The following is a 21030-nucleotide window of genomic DNA, read 5'->3' as shown; positions in this document are numbered from 1 at the left end:
CTTTACAATAAGGTTAAGAAAAATCGAGGTTTGCTAGCTCGGGTGCGTCGCCTTCCTCGAACTGAAAGATTTCGCCCTGCGAGGAGCCGTTGAGGGGATAATGTTCAGCACATTCCGACAGGTCATCCTCTTTTTAGTTCTAAGTGATATCTTTACCCTCGGGGGCGATCGCTCGTTACCGTCCGATCGCCCCCGAGGGATCGAAACCACCGCCGAGCGATCGGAAAGCTATTTGTATACTCAAACCGCAAATGATCAGAACATTGGGGTCTTATTTCGCACACTTACGAAAGTTTGTCCGGGGGATTCGCCCGCGCGATCGCACCCCGGTCCAGTCTCGATGGCCACATCGATTCAGGCAATTTCTACTTTTATTTTTGGCCTTCGTTATCCTACCGATCGCCTGGAGTTTGGTTCCCTTTAAAGTCACCGGACAGACCGAGACCGAACCCCCAACCGTAGAAAGCCCGGAATCCGCCGCCGACGACGATTCCGAAACTAACGACCTAGAAGACAACCTCGAAAAATTCGACGAGGCGATCGCCGATACCGAACCACAAGAAGGATTGTTTTCCCTGTATCGCAACGACAAGAAAAACGCCCTCTTCCTCGAACTCCAACCCCAACAACTCGATAAAAACTTCCTCTGCGCGATCTCCCTGGCGTCCGGAATTGGCGAACGGGGATTGTTCGACGGGATGCCCTTGCAAAACTTGCTCTTTTACTTCCATCGGGTCAACGACAAAATCGAATTTGTCGTGCGTAACGTTTACTTTCGCACCCGTCCCGGCGATCCCATGGCGCGATCGCTCGATCGCTCCTTCAGCGATTCCGTTCTCGCCGTTCTCCCCATCAAAAGCATTCATCCCGACCGCCAAAGCCTCCTCGTTGACTTAAACACCCTCCTCTTAGACGGTCGCGACCTCAGTGGGTTGAGTGCGATGATTCCGTTTATGCTGCGCGGGTCCTACGTCCGCGACCCGGAACAATCCCGCTTCTCCCGGGTGCAAACCTTTCCCCTCAATGTCGAAATCGAAACCGTTTACGGCTATACAGGCGGTGAAGATAGCTTTACCAACTTAGAAGCCCTCCCCGACAATCGCGGCTTTACCCTGCGCCTCAACTACAGTATTTCCGCCTTACCGGAAAACAACGGCTACCGTCCCCGCCTCGCCGACAATCGCATCGGTTATTTCATCACCGCCTATCGCGATTATGCCGACGAAAACCGTAAAGAAGCCTTTACCCGCTATATCAATCGCTGGCATTTAGAAAAACAAAATCCCGACGCCCCCCTTTCCCCTCCCAAACAACCGATCGTCTTCTGGATCGAAAATACGGTTCCCGTGGAATATCGCGACGCGATCCGCGAGGGGATTTTGGCGTGGAATAAAGCATTTGAAAAAGCGGGATTTATCGATGCGATCGAAGCGCGGGAAATGCCCGACGATGCGGAATGGAACCCCGCAGACGTCCGCTATAATACGATTCGCTGGATGAATTCGTTCGATCCGTGGTTTGCCGGAATCGGCCCGTCTCGGGTCAATCCGCTCACGGGAGAGATTTTAGATGCGGATATTTTAATTGACGGCAATATTGTCCGCTTGATTCAGAAAGAATTTCGCAATTGGGTCGGGGAAGAACCGACCGCCAGCACTCAGTTTTTAGGTAAAACGTTGGGCAACGACCTGCTCTGTTTGCCCGGAATTACGGGGGATATGGAGATCGCGACGAGTGAGGGGGCAACGGATCGGCGCGCCACGGCGGTTCCCACGCCTCTCAAAGGTTTTGTCGCCGACATGATGGAGCGTTACGATTTGTGCTACGGCATGGAAGCGCCCCAGCAGTTCGCGATCGGGTCCCTGGGGCTGTCGATGTTCCACAATGCCTTACCCAGTGGCCCGGAAATGGAAACCTATCTCAATCAGTACCTGACTTTTTTAGTGGCCCACGAGGTCGGTCATACGTTGGGATTGCGGCATAATTTCCACGGTAGTACGATGCTGGCGCCGGAACAGTTGCACGATCGCAGCATTACCCGCACGAAAGGGTTGGTCGCTTCGGTGATGGATTACGTTCCGGTGAATTTGGCGCCGCCGGGGGTGGAACAAGGGGATTTTTATCCGGTGGTGGTCGGACCTTACGACGAATGGGCGATCGAATACGGTTACAAGCCGCTTGAGGCGATGTCTACGGCGTTAGAACGCCGGGATTTAGAGGCGATCGCCCGTCGCGCTGGCGACCCGGAACTCGCTTACGCACCGGATGAGGATACGATGGATATCCTCAATCCGGGGGCGAATTTGTTCGACATGAGTGGCGATATGCTGCAATTTTCCCGATGGCAACTCGACAACGCCCGCGAGATGTGGGAACGTCTGGACAAGCGCTATCCGGTCTCCGGGGAAAGTTACAGCGAGGTGCGCGAAATTTTTGACATGGTGTATTTTTTCTACATCCGCAATGTCATGAATGCGACCTTGTACGTCGGCGGTCAGTGGTTCAATCGCAACCACGCGGGGGATCGGGAAGGACGCTTGCCGTTTGAACCTGTGGCGATCGAAAAACAACGAGAAAGTTTGGCATTGCTGCAAGAATACGTCTTTGACGACAACGCCCTCCAATTTCCGCCCCAATTGCTCAATAAATTAGCCCCCGATCGCTGGTATCACTGGGGCAGTCTGCCGATTGTGTTCCCCCTGGATTACCCGATTCACCAACGGATTTTGCTGTTGCAGCGTCTGGTTTTACGGGCTCTGCTGTCCGACCAACGCCTGACGCGCCTGCACGATTTGGAGTTGAAGGCGCAACCGGGAGAAATCCTGACGTTAACGGAGTTGTTCGATACCCTCCAACGGGGGATTTGGACGGAAGTGCTTGACAATCGCGACGGTTTGACGGAAATTTCGAGCGTGCGCCGTTCGTTACAACGGGAGGATCTCGGTTTGTTGATGAATATGGTGTTGCGGCGATCGCCCGTTCCCGAAGAGGCCCGGACGTTAGCCTGGTATCAGTTAAAACAACTGCGCGAGGCGATCGATCGAACTGTGGACAAACGCGGCAAACATTTAGAGACGGCTAGCAAGGCGCATTTACAAGAAACCCGCGCCCGTATTGATAAGACCTTAGACGCACAGATTCAGTCGTTTTAGGTCCTTGGGAGAGGGCAGTTGAAGGGGTTCCCTGGAGGCGGGCATTTAGATGTTAGTTTGCCCGCCCTACAGGCTTTTTTAGTGGTTTCAATCTACAGCATTTTCCTCTGCTATGTAAGACATTTAGATCCCCCTAAATCCCCCTCGCCAGGTAGGGGTTTGGTGACCAAACCCCTACTCGTTCCCCCCGAAATCCCCCCAACCATCCCCCCAACCCCCCTTTGAAAGGGGGGCGAAGGGGGGATAGGGGGCGAAGGGGGGATAGCGCGATCGGCACTGTACTTTATCAGACGCCCGAGTGCTGTAAAATCTAAACTCTAAAATCTAAAATCTAACATCAGATGACTTTCATCTCCATCGTTTACGCCCTATTTTTATCGAGCCTTTTGGCGATTTATTGGACGGCGAACAAACAACGATCGCGCTTGTTACTGCTTTCTCTGGCGAGTTTGATTTTCTATGCGTCTTTACAAGTTCAATATATTCCTTTACTTTTAATCGGCATTTGGATTAACTATCGCTTGGGATTGGCGATCGCCCAAAATACTCCTACTCCCATTCACATCGGGCCTGTCAAAATTTCAACGGAACAAGAGTATTTTGCTCAAACTCATTGGAACCGACGGCGATCGCTGTTATTGGCGATCGGGATTCTCTTTAATGTCTTCTTATTACTCAGTTTTAAATACATTCCCTTTCTCTTAACGATCGTCCGCGATCTCTTCGGTATCCAACAAGCGGGAGAAGTCGCTACCTGGGTCGATTCCAATATTGCCGCCCCCTTGGGGTTGAGCTTTTTTAGCTTTGAATGTATTGCTTATCTCGTTGACGTATATCGGGGCGCGCCCGCCAGCCAAAAGTTATTACAATTCACCACTTATAAGTTATTTTTCCCCAAACTGATTTCCGGCCCGATTACCCGCTATCATCAATTTTCCAAGCAACTGAAAACCTTAATTTTTCCCCAAGCACATCAATGGGTTGAGGGGTTGTGGTGGATAGCTTGTGGGGCGGTTAAAAAAGGCTTAATCGCCGATCGCCTCGGGATTTATGTCGATTTAAGTTTTCAAAACTTACAACGCGCCGGAAGCGAGGATTTATGGTTGGCAACGATCGCCTACGGTTTGCAACTTTATTTAGATTTTAGCGGTTATGTCGATATTGCCCGAGGCAGTGCCATGCTTCTCGGGTTTAACTTGCCTCCTAATTTTAATTTTCCTTATTTAAGTACCAGTATTGCCGATTTTTGGCGTCGCTGGCACATGTCTTTAGGAGACTGGTTACGCAATTATTTGTATTTCCCTCTCGGCGGTTCTCGGGTCAGTTTGGCACGCACTTGTGTGAATTTGGCGATCGTAATGTTAGTCGCCGGAATTTGGCACGGCGCCGCCTGGGGCTTTATCGTTTGGGGGGGATTGCATGGGGCAGCTTTGGTAGTACATCGCTTGAGTGAATCCCTATCAAAACAGGTTGGGGCGCTCGCTAAATGGTGGAAAACTATCCCTGGAATCGTCGTCGCCTGGTTCTCAACCCAATTGATGGTGTTTTTCTCTTGGATTTTCTTCCGTCTTCCCCAACTGAAAGATTCGGGGTGGGCAATTTCCCACTTATGGGGTCATGCACCAGACGTACAATTTAGCGAAAAAGTGTATCTGGAAACTTTGGGAATCGATCGCCTCGAATTGGCGTTAGTTCTCGGCAGTTTGTGGCTGTTGATGTTCTTAAGTTATTTTATCGAACGTGGTTTGCGCTTGCAAATTAATTGGCCGCTCAAAATGGCTTTAGTTCCAGTCTGTTTGTACGTGGTTTGGTTGTTTGCCCCCGAAGGAAGTTTGCCATATATCTACTTTGATTTCTAAAGGGGCGATCGGTTCTCGATCGATCGTTTTGAGTTCATTTTCTTGAGTTCATTTGAGTTCATCTAAGGAGTTTCGACGATGAAAGGCGATCGCTTCTGGCGTATGGGTTCGACGTTCGCAATGACCCTACTCGGTACGCTTACATTCATCCCTAAATCGTTAGGAACGATTCCATTACAAGATGGGTTGTATTGGGGTGGCGGTTCTCGTTATATCCAAATTACCGTTCGCGGCGATCGCGCCTGTTACATGGGGTCTTCCTCCAATGGTTCCGCAGTAGCTTCCCTCGAACCGGATTCGACCCGAGAAGGGTTTTATCGCGTCAATGGTTTTCAAGGAATTGTCGTCAGTCAGCCAGATTCGGAAACCTTATTATTCGGAATGCCGGATGATTTAATCTCCTACAAAGCGGATTATGAAATCTCAGAATCGGAACCCGAAATTCTCAGAAATTGTTTGGAATCTGACGAACCATTTTATGAGGTAGACTACGGCGTTACAGGAGATTAAGCCCCGTGTTTAGGAGTGACCCGACAGCGATCGCGAGGTGAGGACGAGGCGTAATTTTGCCTGGATTAAGTCTAAATCGGCCAAACCGAGATCGACACTTCCTTCGAGGACAACTCCTTTATACAGTAAGCGGTCTAAAACTTCTAAAATAGAAGGACTCTCGCTTTTTTGTCCGGGATAATAGCCTCCTTCTTTCGGCAACAATGTTCCCAATTCGTTCAAGTCCAAGTTTAAATCTTGGGGGTCGATTTCAAAAATTTCACAGAGATTGAGAATTTGCTCTTCGAGTTTTTGCAAGCTCGTTCCCGCGCGATCGAGTTCTTCTTCGGTGAGTAAATCTTCATCCATTCTGCGGATAATTTGAGCTTCCATCAACTGCCGAATCAGTTCGACTAGGGTAAGTACTAAAGAAGCCAATCCGGCATCTTTTTTATTTGAGGTTTGTTGATTTGAGGTTCGAGCAATGATGGCATCGGTCGATCGTTCGGATTCACTCATGAACTTCGCGATGGTTGAAGATGAACAAATTAATGAAAAAATAGACGAATAAATGAATTAAGGTGACTCGCAAGAGATTTTAAATGTTAGATTTTAGATTGGCAGTTATGCTCTAGAAGCGGGCAAGATGCCCGCGCCACGGGTCATTCCCTTAACTGGCGATCGCCCCCGTTCTCCCTCGTTCTTGCAACTGGGCGATCGCGCCGTCGAGGAGGGCGCACCCTTCCTCTACACTATCAATCCGGGCGAGGCGATCGCGCAACGGGCCCGAATGGGGAAAGCCCTTGCAATACCAGGTCATGTGCTTGCGCGCTTGGTACACGCCGCGCTTACCTTTATACTCCCCTAGTGCGATTAAATGCTCTTTCGCACATTGCAGCCGTTCGATCGATGTCGGTGCGGGACGTTCGCGACCTGTTTTTAAAAAATAGTCGATTTCCCCGACCAAAAACGGATAACCCAACGTCGCCCGCGAACACATCACCCCATCGGCCCCGGTCAACTGCAAGCAGCGTACCGCCGCCTCTACAGAAAAAATATCGCCGTTGGCAATCACGGGAATCGAGAGGATCTCCTTCACTTTAGCAATCCACTCCCAATTTGCCTGACCGTTATACCCTTGAGCGCGAGTGCGACCGTGCAGGGTCAGCATTCGGGCCCCCGCATCTTCCAAACGGCGGGCAAAATCGAGAATATTAATCTCGTCGTCGGACCAACCAATCCGGGTTTTCACCGTGACCGGGACAGAAACGGCTTGGGAGACCTCCCGCACGATCGCCGCCGCCGTGTCCGGGTCTCGCAACAGGGACGAACCGCCGCCATTTTTAGTGATTTTATTCACCGGACAGCCCATATTGATATCGATCGTATCGGCGCCCTCCGCCACCGCCATCACCGCCGCCTCCGCTAAAAACTGGGGGCGACAGTCGAACAACTGCACGCTGATGGGGCGTTCTCGGGGATCGACTTCCATGATTTTCGGCAACTCCCGGGCGTATTTCAAGCCGCTTGCGTGAACCATTTCGGTGTAGAGCATCGATTCCGGGGCGTAGCGACGCACCAGGCGCCGGAATACCAGGTCGGTGACACCGGAAAGAGGTGATTGCAGGACGCGACTGGTGACTTCAACGGAACCAATTTTTAAGGGAGTCGAGAGGCGTTGTTGCAGTTCGGGGGACAAAACGGGCATGAGGATCGAAAAGATGAATAAGATTTAAAGAATTCTGACCTTTATTTTTAGCTGATTGTCGTACTTATCGCAATTTTGAATTTCTATACATTTTTCGATCGCTCCTTTTCTAATACCTCAAGCAAACAACGTAAAATTAAATAAGTAGAAGTCGCACCGGGGTCTTGATGTCCCGCACTTCTTTCGCCAAGATAACTGGCTCGTCCTTTTTTAGCCACGAGCGGAATCGTATTTTTCATCCCTTCTTCTGTAGCTAAAACGGCTTCGCGTAAGGCATCTACGAGACTGCGATTTTGATCGATCGCCGTCGTGTAAGTTTCCACGGCTGGAGACAAGGCATCGAGCATCGTTTTATCGCCGAGATTGGCTTTTCCTCGTTGAATGACGCCGTCTTTTCCCGCTTGTAGTAAGTTGGCTAAATCTTGAGCGGTTAGGTCTTGTTTTCCTGCCACTGCACTACTAGCTCGTAAAAACAAGGTACCGTACAACGGGCCACTCGCTCCACCGACGGAAGAAATGAGGGTCATGGCGATGGTTTTTAAGAGAGTGCCAATGTCACTATTCCGATTTTGAAGAAGTTGGGCGATCGCCTTTTTAAAACCGCGATCCATATTGATGCCGTGGTCTGCATCTCCGATCGCCGCATCCAGTTCGGTTAAATAGTCTTTGTTTTCTTCGATTGTTTCGGCAATTTTTTCAAACCAATCAACAATTTGAGTTTGACTAACTTTTTCTTCCATCTTCTAGTATAGATTTATGAGTAAGATTGATAATGTGTTGCTGCAAAATTCACGATCGTTCAAAGGGCGATTGCGGGGTTTACCAATTCAATCCCGCCGTTTTGACGGGAGCATCCCAAAGATCGACCATTTCTTCATCGACTTTCAGCAAAGTAATCGAGCATCCTTGCATGTCCAAAGAGGTAATATAAGGACCGATCAAATTGCGAACGATCGCGATTCCTTTGGCTTCGCAAATTGCGGCGAGCTTGCGATAAATGACGTATAATTCCGATAGCGGCGTACCTCCCATACTGTTGACGAAGGCGATCGCGCGATCGCCCTTTTCTAACGGCGGATCGGTTAATTGAATTTCGCTCCATTCTCCGCGATCGAGATCCCATTCGCGAACGGTACGCCGATAATTACGATCTTCGAGAATAGAAACGGTCAGTAATTCGGTAATTTCATCGGCGGATTTGAGCGCCATTCGTTCCCGTCCCGGTTCTCCATGAATCCCGATCCCCAGTTCCATTTCTTCCTCGCCGAGTTGGAACGTCGGGGAGCCTTTCGCGGGAACTGTACACGAAGTGAGAGCGACGCCCATGCTGCGTCCGTTGAGATTGACTTTACGGCACAAATCAGCCAATTGTGAGAGATTGTAGCCGCGATCGGCTGCCGCACCGCAAATCTTTTCCGCTAACACCGTCGTTCCCACCCCGCGCCGTCCTTGGGTATAGAGGGAATCTTTCACCGCTACATCGTCATCGATGAGGAGATTGAGAACGGGTATATTTTCGGCGATCGCCAATTCCGCAGCCATCTCGAAATTCATCACGTCGCCGCTATAGTTTTTAACGATATTTAGCACTCCAGCGCCACCATTGACCATTTTGGCCGCTTCTAGCATCTGGTCTGGCGTCGGCGAGGTAAACACTTCCCCCGGACACGCCGCATCGAGCATTCCCGGACCGACAAATCCGGCGTGCATCGGTTCGTGTCCGCTTCCCCCACCAGAGACCAGCGCGACTTTACCCCGCACTGGAGCATCGGCACGGTAAACAAAGTGTGGCTCGAAACGAACGCGAATCAGGTCGCGGTGAGCCAGTGCCATCCCTTCCAAGCTCTCACGCACGAAGTCATCCGGGTTGTTAATCAGCTTTTTCATATTTCTGGGATTCAGTGAAACAATCGGTGTTTTATTTGGAGAATCTTATTGACTTTTTAATATAGCAAATTTTGATTGAATTGCCTAGAAACTTAAATGCTCGATCGAACCAGGCAATATTTTTGATGAAAGAGCGATAAAATAAAAAAATCTTTCATGCAAGACTCTTGTAAAAACAAAGATTTAAGTAATTCTTAACTTCGGTTGCTAATTTTTTGGCGAATAACGGCGGGACGGCATTGCCAATTTGATTGTATTGATTTTCCTCAGAACCTTTGAACGTAAACCAATCGGGGAAACTTTGCAGGCGTGCACCTTCGCGAACGGTGAGGCGGCGGCGTCGTCCGTCAGGTAAACGAATTCTGAGCATGTCTCCCGTGGCGCCGCCGAGGTTGCGACAGGTGACCGTTCGCGCGGGACGATCTAAATGAAGATCGCGGGGTCGGACGCAGTTCGAGGCGCGTTCGTATTTTTCGATATATCGGTCCATGCTGCAGGTAAGAAATTTAGCATTTTTAGGAATAGTTAACGTTAAGTTTACCAAGGCTTCGCCAGCCGTATAAGGATGGCGATCGTGGCTTTTTGTCGGCCATTGCCAACCGCCTCTATGTGCAATGCAAAAAAGTCTTTGGCGGCGTTGGGGAACGCCGTAATCGCTGGCGGTTAAGACTTGATATTCGACTTGATAATCTAATTGTTTGAGAGTTTCTACGATTTCTTGAAAGTAAGTTTTATTGCGATAAAGCATTCCTCTAACATTTTCAAAAATCGCAATGTTTGGGCGATCGCGCCGAACGGCATTGAGAAAAATGGGGAAGCCGTCGCGGCTATCTTTGAGTCCTTTTTGATGTCCGCTTACACTAAATGGTTGACAGGGGGGACCGCCGATAATGACAGTTGCTCCCGATTTTAATTCAGTTTCGGGAGTCAGTGTCATTTGATGGCAAGGACGGTTTAAATTCTGACGGTAACTTTGACAGGCTTGGGCAGATTGTTCGTAACCGATGGTTTGAAATCCGGCAGCTTCAAATCCGAGGGCAAATCCGCCACATCCGGCGAATAAGTCGATAACTAAAGGTTGAGAGTCGCCAGGAGGAGGAAGGGTTAATTCTGTTTCGAGATAGTCCAGATAATTTAGGCGAGTTAGACAGATGCTGGAGGTCATGAATAGACGATGATAGACAAGGATAGTAGACGACGATCGCGGGTCTACTTTTAGGGTAGGGCAACGGGGGCGATCGCGCAATTGTCGGCTATAAAAAAGCTCGCCGCAGCGAGCTGTAAGTTAGACCAATTAAAGGAATTGCACGAGGAAAAAATCAAACCTAACTTTTTATCAAGATCGAGGCGTTGATTGTGGTCTGTCTCCACGAAAGCTCCAATAATCTTTCGGTGGCGAACTATACCACAGGTTACCGGAATCGCTGATTCAAAGCTGGTATCGCCGTTATCTTCAGTTAAGTTCAGTCCGAATTGTTCGGTTTGACTTTACTCTAAATATCAAGTTAACGCTCAAAGCTTAAAAAAGAATAATTTTAAGCTAAAATTCATCTGAGAAAATCCTGAGATTTTGCTGAGTGAGACGGTCGGAGGCATTTTCGTTAACAACTGAAGTACGATCGCACTTAAGCGGGCGAGATCTACGTCCTGTTAATAATTGCTAAAATTTTGCGTGTCATGACGATCGCAACGACTACAATTGACCTAGATGAGTAAAACTCCAGATAAATAAGGACGATCCCGGGTAAAGAAGGGGATAAAAAGCAGCAAAAGGGGTTGTAAACAATGAAAGTTTTGTCTTTGGCGATCGCGGGAATCTACTTATGGTTAGAAGTGGGTGTGTCTGCTAGCGCCCGCATCTTCCGCGAAGGGAAATCGCCGCGCTTTGAGGTTCCGATAGAACTGGCTGAAAATACGGAATCTTCGTCCTCGGAAACGGAAGAAGAATCCGAGGACGAATCCCCCTTAAAGCCGTTCGATGAAGTGACGAAGGACTTAGAAAAGATTGAAGGCTTATTAACCTTTTATCGAAATGTAGAAAAAGAAGAGATCTATTTAGAAATTCAACCGGAACAGCTCGATCGCAACTTCCTGGCGATCGCGACAATCTCTTCGGGAATTGGTTCCCTCGGACTCTATCGTGGCTTACCCCTTTCCGATTTTATCTTTCAATTTAAACGCAGAAATCATAAAATTGATGTCGTCGTTCCCAATACTTTATTTCGTACCCAAGCGGGAGATCCGCAATGGCGATCGCGCGATCGCTCGTTCAGCGATTCGCCGATTTACACCTTACCTCTAACCAGTATTCATCCGGAACGAAACAGCTTGTTAGTCGATTTCAAACCCTTTTTGATGGGAGAGGGGGGCAGTTTGAGCACGGCGATCGCCTGGAGCTTAGGAGATATGTATACTTTAAATAGCGAAACCTCCTATCTCGATCGCGTCCAAGGTTTCCCCGAAAATGCCGAAATCGAGACGGTCTACGGCTTTTCCGGTCCGATGTCCTGGTTGGGTCCGGCGACGGTTCCCGACTCGCGCGCCTTTCAATTAAAAATTCGCACAAGTTTATCGCTCTTACCGACGAACAACGGTTATCGTCCGCGTTTGGCAGACGATCGCCTCGGCTATTTTCTCACGACTTATCAAAATCTCTCCAATTCGCGCAAACCGGATCCGTTCGTCAACTATATCAATCGCTGGCACTTAGAAAAACAAGACCCCAGCGCGCCCCTATCGCCGCCAAAACAGCCGATCGTCTTTTGGATAGACAACGCGGTTCCCCTCCCCTATCGCGACGCCATCCGCGAGGGGATTTTAATGTGGAATGACGCTTTCGAGCAAGCGGGATTTATCGGGGCGATCGAGGCGCGACAAATGCCCGATCGCCCGGACTGGGATCCGGCAGACGTGCGATACAACGTTATCGTCTGGTCGAATACCCTCGACTCCTGGTTTGCCGGGATCGGGCCGTCGCGGGTCAACCCGTTAACGGGGGAAATCTTGGACGCCGACGTCATTTTAGATGGGGGAATCGTGCGACAGATCCGGGAACAATACGGGGCCTTGGCCGATGGCGATCGCGCCCTCGTCAATCCCCTCACCTGCGAACTGGGGGCAGAAATTTCTCACTTCGTCGATCGCCAGCTCCCGAGTCCGATCGCCGCCCAACTGCAACAATCCAACCCGGCGTCCCTTTCCCAACTGCGCGCCCTGGCACAAATTCGAGGCGATCGCCGTCCTTGCTTCGCCCTCGCCGCGACCAACCAAGCCCGTTTCGGCGCCTTAGCCCTGAGTACCTTACACGACGTGCTACCGAATCAGGACGAAATGGAACTGTACGTGCATCAGTTCGTGCGCTGGCTGACCGCTCACGAGGTCGGTCACGTGTTGGGATTGCGCCACAACTTCCAAGGTAGCACCTGGCGTATGCCGGAAGACTTAAACAACGTGCTGCTGACGCGCAACGAGGGCATGGTCGGCTCGGTGATGGACTACGTGGCGGTCAATATCGCCCCGGAAGGGGTCGAACAAGGGGACTACTTCCCGGTTATCGTCGGTCCTTACGATCGCTGGGTGGTGGAATACGGCTATCGGCCCATCGACGCCCCCACGCCGGAATTAGAATGGGACGTGCTGCAAGAGATCGCCCGCCGCGCGCCGCAACCGGGCTTAGAGTATGCTACCGACGAAGACAGCATGGATTTAGTCTATCCCGATAGTAACTTGTGGGATTTGAGCGGCGATCCGTTGCGCTATTCCCAATGGCAAATGGATAACGCCCGCCAAGTGTGGGACAAATTGGATCGAAGATACCCCCTTCCGGGAGAAAGTTACAGCGAACTGCGCGATCGCTTCCACATGGTCTTAAATTACTATTTCGGTTACGCTTACGACCTCACGCGCTATATCGGCGGTCAACGTTTCCACCGCCACCATGCGGGAGATCCGGGGGCCAAACCGCCGTTTGAAGCGATCGCCGTGGAACGACAACGGGAAGCCCTGGCGGCGATCGGCGATCGCGTGTTTGCGGAAGATGCCTTTAACTTTTCCCCGGAAACGATCGCCCGTTTGGCGCCGGATCGCTGGGATCATTGGGGCAATTGGATCGTCTGGGAACGGTTGGACTATCCCTTGTTCGATCGCCTCTTGGGACACCAAACCTTAATTCTGAGTAACTTACTCTCTACAGATCGGCTCAATCGCTTGCGCGACGGGGAACTGAGCAATCCCAATGGGGACAGTCTGCGCTTGGGAGAACTGTTCGAGACCTTGCAGGCGCAAATTTGGAGCGAACTGTCCGACGATCGCGATCCGCGTCGGGAAATTACGGTGTTGCGGCGCGGTTTGCAACGGGAACACTTAAATATACTGCTGCACATGGCCTTGCGAACGAATATCGAGGCGGCAATGGAGGCGACCAGCTTTTTAGATTTGATAATCGCCTTGCGCACCCTCGATCCGCCGGAAGATGCCCGGGCTTTGGCGCGCTACCAATTGCGAGACCTGCACGCGGCGATCGATCGCCGTTTGGATAAGGAGGGTAAACGGCTGGACGTGCAAACTCGGGCTCATTTAGAAGAAGCACGCGATCGCATTGCCAAAGCACTAGAAGCGCCGATGCGGGCGAAAGAGGTCGTGCACAAACCTGCTAACTGAGGGCGGAAAACTGCTGCTGGAGGAAGTTGCGGACGGCTTCGGCAGAATCGAGTTGCAAGGCGGTGGCGGCGATCGCCTCGGCTTCGGGAACGCTAAAACGGGCGATCGCGGCTTTGACGGCGGCGATCGCCCGGGGGTTGAGGCTCAATTCGGCGATGCCCAAACCGACGAGAAGGGGGACCGCCGCCGGATTGGAAGCCAACTCGCCGCAGACGGCGACGGGAACTCCTACAGCCCCGGCGGCGCGGGTGGTCTGGGCGATCGCTCGCAACACGGACGGTTCGAGGACGTTAGCGAAGGGAGACACTTGGGGGTTGGTGCGATCGGCGGCGAGATAATATTGGGTCAGATCGTTGGTTCCGATGCTGAAAAAGTCTACCTCGGCGGCGAAGCGATCGGCGATCGCCACGGCGGCGGGAATTTCGACCATCATCCCCACGGCGATCGCCCGGTTGTAGGCCCGGTCTTCCCCGTCGAGTTCGGCTTTGGCGCGATCGAGCAGGGCTTTGGCGGCGCGCCATTCGGCTAAGGTAGCGACGGTGGGAAACATCACTTTAATTTGGCGTCCGTGACTGGCTTTTAAAATTGCGCGCAACTGGGTTTTAAACAGATCCGGGCGATCGAGGAGCAGGCGGATGCCGCGCAAGCCCAAAAAGGGGTTATTTTCCGGCGGTAACTGCAACCAGGGTAGGGGTTTGTCCCCGCCGACATCTAGGGTGCGAATCACCGTGGGGCGATTTTTGAAAATATCGGCGATCGCCCGATAGACTTGTGCTTGTTCTTCTTCGCCGGGGGGAAGGGGGCGATCGAAATAAAAAAACTCGGTTCGCAACAGGCCCACCCCTTCGGCGCCGCTATTGCGCGCCAGTTGGGCATCGGGGACGCCCATCACGTTAGCGAGGAGGGTAACGCGCCGTCCGTCGCGGGTTTGGGTCGGCGAGGGGGCGATCGCCCGAGATTCGCTCACCTGTCGTTTGGCGGCGAGGGTGCGACGGCGATCGCGATCGGGTTCGACCCACACTTCTCCCGTGTCGCCGTCGAGGGCGATTTCGGTGCCGTCGGCAACCCCCGCGAGGCGATCGCCGAGTCCCATCACCGTCGGAATGCCGAGGTTTCGGGCTAAAATCGCGCTGTGAGAATTGGCACTGCCTCCGGTGGTGCAGATGCCTAAAATCACTTTGGGATCGAGTTGGGCGACTTCCGAAGGGGTCAGGTCTCCCGTCAGCAAAATCCCCGGATCCCTCAGTTCGAGGCGGACGCTACTATTGCCGGATAAGGCGCGCAAAACGCGAATGCCGATATCGTTTAAATCGCTCGATCGCGCCTGGAGATAGGGATCGTCGAGATTTTGATAGCGCCTTACGGTCTCGTCGATCGCCCGCTTCCACGCCGCGATCGCCCCGTATTTTTCCACGAAAATATCGTGACGGATCCCTTTCCAGAGGTAGGGATCTTGCAAGTATAACTGATGGGCCTCGAAAATCGCCCCAGTTTCCGGGGAAGACATGGCATTAGCGAGCATTTGCATTTGACGGCGCGCATTTTGTACCGCCAATTGCAACGTATCCCACTCACTTTCCGGGTCTTCTGCCATGGCTTCGCGCACTTCCGGCAGTACGGGGTGATAGCGAACGAGTGGCCCGAGGGCGACTCCCGGCGAGGCGGCGATTCCCTGAACCCCTTCCCCGGTCGGGACTGTCGGCGCGCTGGTGGCGACTTCCGGGACGTCGGCGTCCCCTTCGTGAAAGTTGCACTGGATCAGTTCTTTCAAGGCTTGCACGGCGTTCCCGGCGTCGATTCCCCGGGCGGCGATCGCGATTTCGTCCCCCTGACGCACCCCCAAGGTCATCAGTTGGATGATACTTTTCCCGTCGATCGCCTCGGACGAGCGCCTGAGATTGGTGACGGCGATCGACGCGGTGAATTGTGAGGCGATTTGGACGAACAGGGCGGCGGGTCGGGCGTGAATGCCGAGGCGGTTGCAGACCGTGAGGCGCAGTTGTGAGGTCGGCTCCCCCGTCGCGGCGTTGGGCGCGGGTGGGGACGCGGGTTCGATTCCGAGTTGGCAGGCTTTCGGGGTCAGGGCGCTGCGGGCTTCGGCGATCGCGCGATCGAGGTTCGCCCCGGTGGAGACTGCCACGGCGGCGGCGATCGCCCCTTCGACTAAGGGAGCTTCGCACAATTGCACCCGGGAACGGCGATCGGCCTCTAGAAATTCTAAGGCCATTTCCGCACTCATCACCGCACTGCCCAAGTCCATCAACAGCAATACTCCCTCGCCGCGATCTGCCGCTTCGATCGCCGCCAGCACGCGCATCGGGTCGGTTCCAAAGGGATTTTCCGGGTCGTCAATCCCCGCCGCGATCGCGATCTCTACTGCCGATCCGACCATTTGCCGTGTCAGTTCTCGCACGGCGGCGGCTAATTTCTCGCTGTGAGAAACAATAACAATTCCAACCATAACCCTTTTGTGTTATCAATTTGCCGATCGCGATGTTCCGAGAGGATGTTTGGGAGGTTCGACGGCATCGACAAGGAGGATTTTTTTTAATCGTCTCCTTCATTCAAGGCGTCGAATTGGTCGCGATCGATCCGACCGAGATCGTATAAAGTTTTGACAATCTCCGAAATCGACAACACCGAATGAGCGCGATATCCCGCCTGTTTCAAGCGGTCTTTCACTCCTTTTTCGTGGTCGATAAACACGACGATATCTTCCACCTTCAACCCCGTCGATTCTAACTTTTGAGCCCCTTCGATCGCGCTTTTTCCCGAAATTAAAATATCGTCAATCACCACTGCGGTTTCTCCTGGGTTGAAATTCCCCTCGACCAGACGCCGCGTTCCGTGAGCTTTGACCTCTTTGCGCGGAAAAATCATCGGATGATTTAACTTTAACGCCAATCCCGTTGCCGTCGGCAAGGCGCCGTAAGGAATTCCGGCGATCCGATCGAACTTTAAGTCTCGGACGATTTCGGCATAAGCATTAATAATTTTATCAAAAATTTGGGGATTCGAGATAATTTTTCGTAAGTCGATATAGTAAGGAAAAATCGATCCCGAAGCTTGTACGTATTCGCCAAATAAAATACAACCAATATCGTAGAGTTGTAAGATCAAATCCCCGTGGGGATGGCGATCGCCCGGCGGCAGATCCGGCAACCAGACCGGACAGGCTTGCACCTCGTGAGGGAGGCGAATTCGCACTTGATTGACTGTTTCGCGCAATCCGGCGACCAAAGCCTTCAAATTCGGACTGGCGAGCCAATCTTGGGGGATCGGCACGATCGCCCCGGCCCCGGTCGCGTTCAAGCCTGCGGCTAAAATATCCTCTAAATTGCCCCCTTCCGCCCAAATACTGCGAAGTAACAGGGGTCTTTCCGGGGCGATCGCCCGTACCCGCGCCAATGCTTCCGGTTGCGCCGTTCCCACTTCTAACGCCACCTGTTCCGGAGTTCCCCAGGTTTGCACTTCTGCGACCAAATGCAGGTAAAAAGGGGCTTGAGCATTGGGAAACTCCTGTAGGGACACCGCCGCCGGGTTCGAGGTGTGACAGAGGACGAAAATTGCCTTATCCGGGTAGAGGAGAAACGGCGCCGCTAAATCCTGTCCGGGATAGGGACTCAAGGTCACCGCATCGACCTGCCAGCGATCGAAAATCGTGCGTGCCAACAGCGTGCTACTGTTGAGATCGCCGTGTTTCGCGTCTAAAATCACCGGAATTTCCGAGGGAATCCGGCTTAAAATGCGTTCGAGTAAGGCCATTCCCGGCGGCCCCAAAGCAGTGTAAAATCCCAAGGTCGGCTTGTAGGCGCAAACCGCATCTTTCGTGTGAGCGATCGCCTCTTTCAACCAAATTTCGCACTTTTGTACTAACTCGTCGAGATCCCGAGGGGAACCGAAACGAGACGGTAACGTTTCCGCACTCGGATCGAGTCCGACGCACAACAGGCTTTGATTGCAGTCAATGGCGGTTTGTAATTTTTCAGCAAAATTCATCGCGATTTAAGTGAGAAAAAATGAGAGAGGGCTGCTCGACTCCCGGGCGATCGCGAAACGGCCCCCTTGGAGTCTCGCCTCGCCCTGAAGTTGGACTTAATTGTACTGAATTGTACTGAATTGTACTGAATTGGAGTGAATTACCCTTAAAAGTTTGATGTTGATAGAATACCCCCCGATGGGTAGATTTTGACCCGATTTAAACCCGCGATCGTCGGATCCAAAACCTCCAACACAATCACAACTAAGCCGACAGTTGACGACCCGCTTGTTGTTCTTTAATCCGTTCCAAACTCCCCGTAGGAATCGAATCGATCAACGATCGCGTGTAGGCTTGTTGCGGTTGGCGATAAATTTGTTCCGCCGGGCCGATTTCCTCAATTTTCCCCTGATTCATCACCATAATGCGATCGCTCATGAACTTGACCACACTTAAATCGTGGGAAATAAAGATATAAGTCAACTCGAACTCTTGTTGCAACTCTTTTAATAAATTGAGTACCTGGGCTTGCACCGAAACATCCAACGCCGAAACCGACTCGTCGCAGATAATAAACTTCGGATTTAATGCCAAAGCCCGCGCAATGCAAACCCGTTGCCGTTGACCGCCCGAAAACTCGTGAGGATAGCGATTCATCAACTCCGGATTTAACCCGACTCGTTCCAACAAATAGGCGGCGCGATCGCGGTGAGTGGCCTTTTTCTGCTTGGGAAAATGAATCCGCAACGGTTCCATCACCAAGGCGCCGATATTCATACGCGGATTGAGCGAACCGAAGGGATTTTGAAAGATAATTTGCATTTGTTGGCGCACTTGGCGCAGGGATAACCCCTCTAAATCGATTAAATTTTTGCCGTCAAAAATGACCTCGCCTCCCGTCGGTTCTACCAAGCGCAACAAACTGCGGGCTAAGGTAGTTTTGCCACAACCGGACTCGCCGACTAAACCGAGAGTTTCGCCTAAATAGACCTCGAAGGAAACCCCTTTAACCGCCATAAAATAGCGTTGCGTTTCGCCGAAAATACCGCGAATAGGAAAGGCGACTTGCAAGTTATTTGCCGAGAGTAACACCCCGCGTTCTTGCAATTGACTCAAACGGCGATCGCTCTCGACAGCACTGACTTCTGTAGGGGGGACTTCTGTAGGGGTTGCCACTGCTGCCGCCGCTTCCGGGGTCGGCGATCGATCGGGGGATTTCGATCGCATTTCCACTTCCCCGGAGTCGTCGGTTACCTCTTCCATAAAATCGGCCACCGTGGGCAGGTAAACCAGGCGTTTGTCCGGTTGGGGACGACAGGCTAACAGTCCTTTTGTATAAGGATGTTGGGGCTGGGCAAAAATATCGAGCACCGAACCGGACTCGACAATTTTGCCGCGATACATCACCGCCACGCGATCGGCAATTTCCGCAATCACGCCCAAATCGTGGGTAATAAAGATCATCGACATGCCCCGGGCGTCGCGCAACTCCCGCAATAATTGGAGAATCGAGGCTTGAACTGTCACATCTAAGGCGGTGGTCGGTTCGTCGGCTATTAATAGGGTAGGATTGCACGCGATCGCCATAGCAATCGTCACGCGCTGAATTTGACCGCCGGAGAGTTCGTGGGGATAGCGTTTGAGGATGGCGAGTTTGCGATCGTTAATGGCGCTGGCGATCTCGCGTTCGCTCATGCCCTCACGCCCTTCGAGACGGTCGCGCAACTGTTCGTCACTCGGGAGGAGTTTGACCTCTTGCAAGCGCGCCACCGCTTGTCTGCGGGCTTCCGAGACCGAGACCTTTTGGTGCATTAAAATGGCTTCGGTCATTTGGAAACCGATATCGTAGACCGGATTGAGGGCGCTCATCGGTTCCTGAAAAATCATCGAAATCCGACTGCCGCGATAGGGTTGTTTTTCTTCCCGTGACAGGCGTTGCAAGTTCACCGGGTCGGCGGCGGCGTCGTCGCGAAACCAGATTTCGCCGTCGGCGACTTTGCCGGGATTGGGGACTAATCCCATCACGGCTAAGGAGGTCACCGATTTTCCGGAACCGGACTCGCCGACAATCCCGAGAGTTTGACCGCGCCGGACCTCGAATGAAATCCCGTTAACGGCGGTAACGAGTTTTTCGTCGGTTTCAAATTGAACCTGCAAATTGCGAACGTCTAAAACCGTGTCACTCATGAAGTGTATGCGGGTGGATTTGAGAGGATTTTAGCAAAACCCGCGAGTCCCGCGTCCGCAGCGCGGGCATCGGAACTGCTTCCCCAGTCCATCTCAACGCTAAAATCTCAACGACACCGTGGGATCTACGGGGGCGCTCTCGATCGCCCAATTCTCTACCCACAGATAGATTCTCCAACAAAATCGTAGATCCGAGGGGACTTTTGATATAAAATTCTATCGTAATGTTGGAAAGCTGCCGCCGCGAGCGATCGCGCGCCACTTGTCCAACGCCGGACGAAGCCAAACTGCCCACGCGCAGATCGTCCCGCCTAAAGAGACTTGTTAGAGAGGATCGAACACTATGGCTTACGAATTACCCGCCTTACCTTACGACTACACCGCCCTCGAACCCCACATTTCCAAGAGTACCTTGGAATTCCACCACGACAAGCACCACGCGGCTTACGTCAGCAAATACAACGCCGCGATCGAAGGGACCGCTCACGCCAACCAGGCGATCGAAGATGTCATTAAAGCCATCTACAACGACGAGTCCAAAGCTGGGCTGTTCAACAACGCCGCCCAAGCTTGGAACCACAGCTTTTACTGGAATTGCATGAAACCCGGTGGCGGTGGCGAACCCACGGGCGCCCTGGCTGACAAAATCAAAGCCGATTTCGGGAGCTTTGACAAATTCAAAGAAGAACTCAAAAACGCCGCCGCCACCCAGTTCGGTAGTGGTTGGGCTTGGTTAGTGCTCGACAACGGCACCCTCAAAGTCACCAAGACCCCCAACGCCGTCACCCCCATCGCCACGGGTCAAACTCCCTTGTTGACGATCGACGTTTGGGAACACGCTTACTATCTCGACTACCAAAACAAGCGTCCCGACTACATCGACACCTTCCTCAACAATCTGGTCAACTGGGATTTCGTCGCCGAACAACTGAAAGCCGCGATGTAATCGTCATTTTGCTCGTCGAAGAGTCTTCGATTTCGAGTCCGCCGATTGAGGCGGGCTTTTTTTTGGGTTTTAGATTTTTTAGATTTTAGTGTCGGTCGGGAATTCCCGGCGAACGAGATAGGATTGAACGAAACGAATCTCGATGTGCGTTGAATCAGTGGAGC

At 52.1% G+C, this 21030-nt stretch carries 13 protein-coding genes; 5 read left to right on the top strand and 8 right to left on the bottom strand.

Translation table 11 applies throughout. The features are described 5' to 3' along the window. The first annotated feature begins 377 nt into the window (after window positions 1-377). The 3 genes from HCG48_RS23310 (at window position 378) to HCG48_RS23300 (ending at window position 5521) form a co-directional block, all read left to right on the top strand. Window positions 378-3152, top strand: a complete 2775-nt coding sequence (locus tag HCG48_RS23310; RefSeq protein WP_246259718.1) for a zinc-dependent metalloprotease — start codon at window positions 378-380, stop codon at window positions 3150-3152. A gap of 341 nt (window positions 3153-3493) precedes the next feature. Next, window positions 3494-5011, top strand: coding sequence for an MBOAT family O-acyltransferase (locus tag HCG48_RS23305; protein WP_168571312.1), 1518 nt, complete (start codon window positions 3494-3496; stop codon window positions 5009-5011). A gap of 78 nt (window positions 5012-5089) precedes the next feature. After that, window positions 5090-5521, top strand: a complete 432-nt coding sequence (locus HCG48_RS23300; RefSeq protein ID WP_168571311.1) for a hypothetical protein — start codon at window positions 5090-5092, stop codon at window positions 5519-5521. A gap of 9 nt (window positions 5522-5530) precedes the next feature. Here the strand turns inward: HCG48_RS23300 and HCG48_RS23295 are convergent, their stop codons facing one another. The 5 genes from HCG48_RS23295 to HCG48_RS23275 all read right to left on the bottom strand — a co-directional run bounded on the left by HCG48_RS23295 (window position 5531) and on the right by HCG48_RS23275 (window position 10260). Continuing rightward, window positions 5531-6019, bottom strand: coding sequence for a gas vesicle protein K (locus HCG48_RS23295; protein ID WP_168571310.1), 489 nt, complete (start codon window positions 6017-6019; stop codon window positions 5531-5533). A gap of 151 nt (window positions 6020-6170) precedes the next feature. Continuing rightward, on the bottom strand, window positions 6171-7208 hold the full coding sequence (gene dusB, locus HCG48_RS23290) for a tRNA dihydrouridine synthase DusB (RefSeq protein ID WP_168571309.1): 1038 nt from the start codon (window positions 7206-7208) through the stop codon (window positions 6171-6173). 83 nt (window positions 7209-7291) lie between these two features. Next, the gene (gene dhaL, locus HCG48_RS23285; RefSeq protein WP_168571308.1) at window positions 7292-7948 is read right to left on the bottom strand and encodes a dihydroxyacetone kinase subunit DhaL; all 657 of its coding nucleotides are present in this window, start codon (window positions 7946-7948) and stop codon (window positions 7292-7294) included. Window positions 7949-8027: 79 nt separating this feature from the next. Next, window positions 8028-9095, bottom strand: a complete 1068-nt coding sequence (gene dhaK, locus HCG48_RS23280) for a dihydroxyacetone kinase subunit DhaK (protein WP_168571307.1) — start codon at window positions 9093-9095, stop codon at window positions 8028-8030. Between the two features lie 154 nt (window positions 9096-9249). Beyond that, the gene (locus HCG48_RS23275; protein ID WP_168571306.1) at window positions 9250-10260 is read right to left on the bottom strand and encodes a DNA cytosine methyltransferase; all 1011 of its coding nucleotides are present in this window, start codon (window positions 10258-10260) and stop codon (window positions 9250-9252) included. Window positions 10261-10880: 620 nt separating this feature from the next. On the opposite strand from HCG48_RS23275, the gene HCG48_RS23270 reads away from it, so the two are divergent. Next, window positions 10881-13754 carry a zinc-dependent metalloprotease gene (locus HCG48_RS23270; RefSeq protein WP_168571305.1) on the top strand — a complete coding sequence of 958 codons (2874 nt, stop codon included), beginning with the start codon at window positions 10881-10883 and terminating at the stop codon, window positions 13752-13754. Here HCG48_RS23270 and ptsP read toward each other — a convergent pair. From ptsP to HCG48_RS23255, 3 genes are all read right to left on the bottom strand, one after another. Beyond that, window positions 13747-16215: a phosphoenolpyruvate--protein phosphotransferase gene (gene ptsP / locus HCG48_RS23265; protein WP_168571304.1), complete on the bottom strand. Its 2469-nt coding sequence runs from the start codon at window positions 16213-16215 to the stop codon at window positions 13747-13749. The genes HCG48_RS23270 and ptsP overlap by 8 nt on opposite strands. An 86-nt stretch (window positions 16216-16301) precedes the next feature. Beyond that, window positions 16302-17753 (bottom strand): bifunctional orotidine-5'-phosphate decarboxylase/orotate phosphoribosyltransferase, encoded by a 1452-nt coding sequence (locus HCG48_RS23260; RefSeq protein WP_168571303.1) that lies wholly within the window; start codon window positions 17751-17753, stop codon window positions 16302-16304. A 244-nt stretch (window positions 17754-17997) separates the two neighbouring features. Next, window positions 17998-19920 carry an ABC transporter ATP-binding protein gene (locus HCG48_RS23255; RefSeq protein ID WP_168571302.1) on the bottom strand — a complete coding sequence of 641 codons (1923 nt, stop codon included), beginning with the start codon at window positions 19918-19920 and terminating at the stop codon, window positions 17998-18000. Between the two features lie 343 nt (window positions 19921-20263). Here HCG48_RS23255 and HCG48_RS23250 point away from each other — a divergent pair, with 343 nt between their 5' ends. After that, on the top strand, window positions 20264-20866 hold the full coding sequence (locus tag HCG48_RS23250) for a superoxide dismutase (protein ID WP_168571301.1): 603 nt from the start codon (window positions 20264-20266) through the stop codon (window positions 20864-20866). The last annotated feature ends 164 nt before the right edge of the window (window positions 20867-21030 follow it).

Origin of the sequence: Oxynema aestuarii AP17, assembly GCF_012295525.1 — a bacterium.
Lineage (GTDB): Bacteria > Cyanobacteriota > Cyanobacteriia > Cyanobacteriales > Laspinemataceae > Oxynema > Oxynema aestuarii.
Note: the sequence above shows the minus strand (reverse complement) of the source record. Positions and strands in the feature narration are given on the sequence as shown.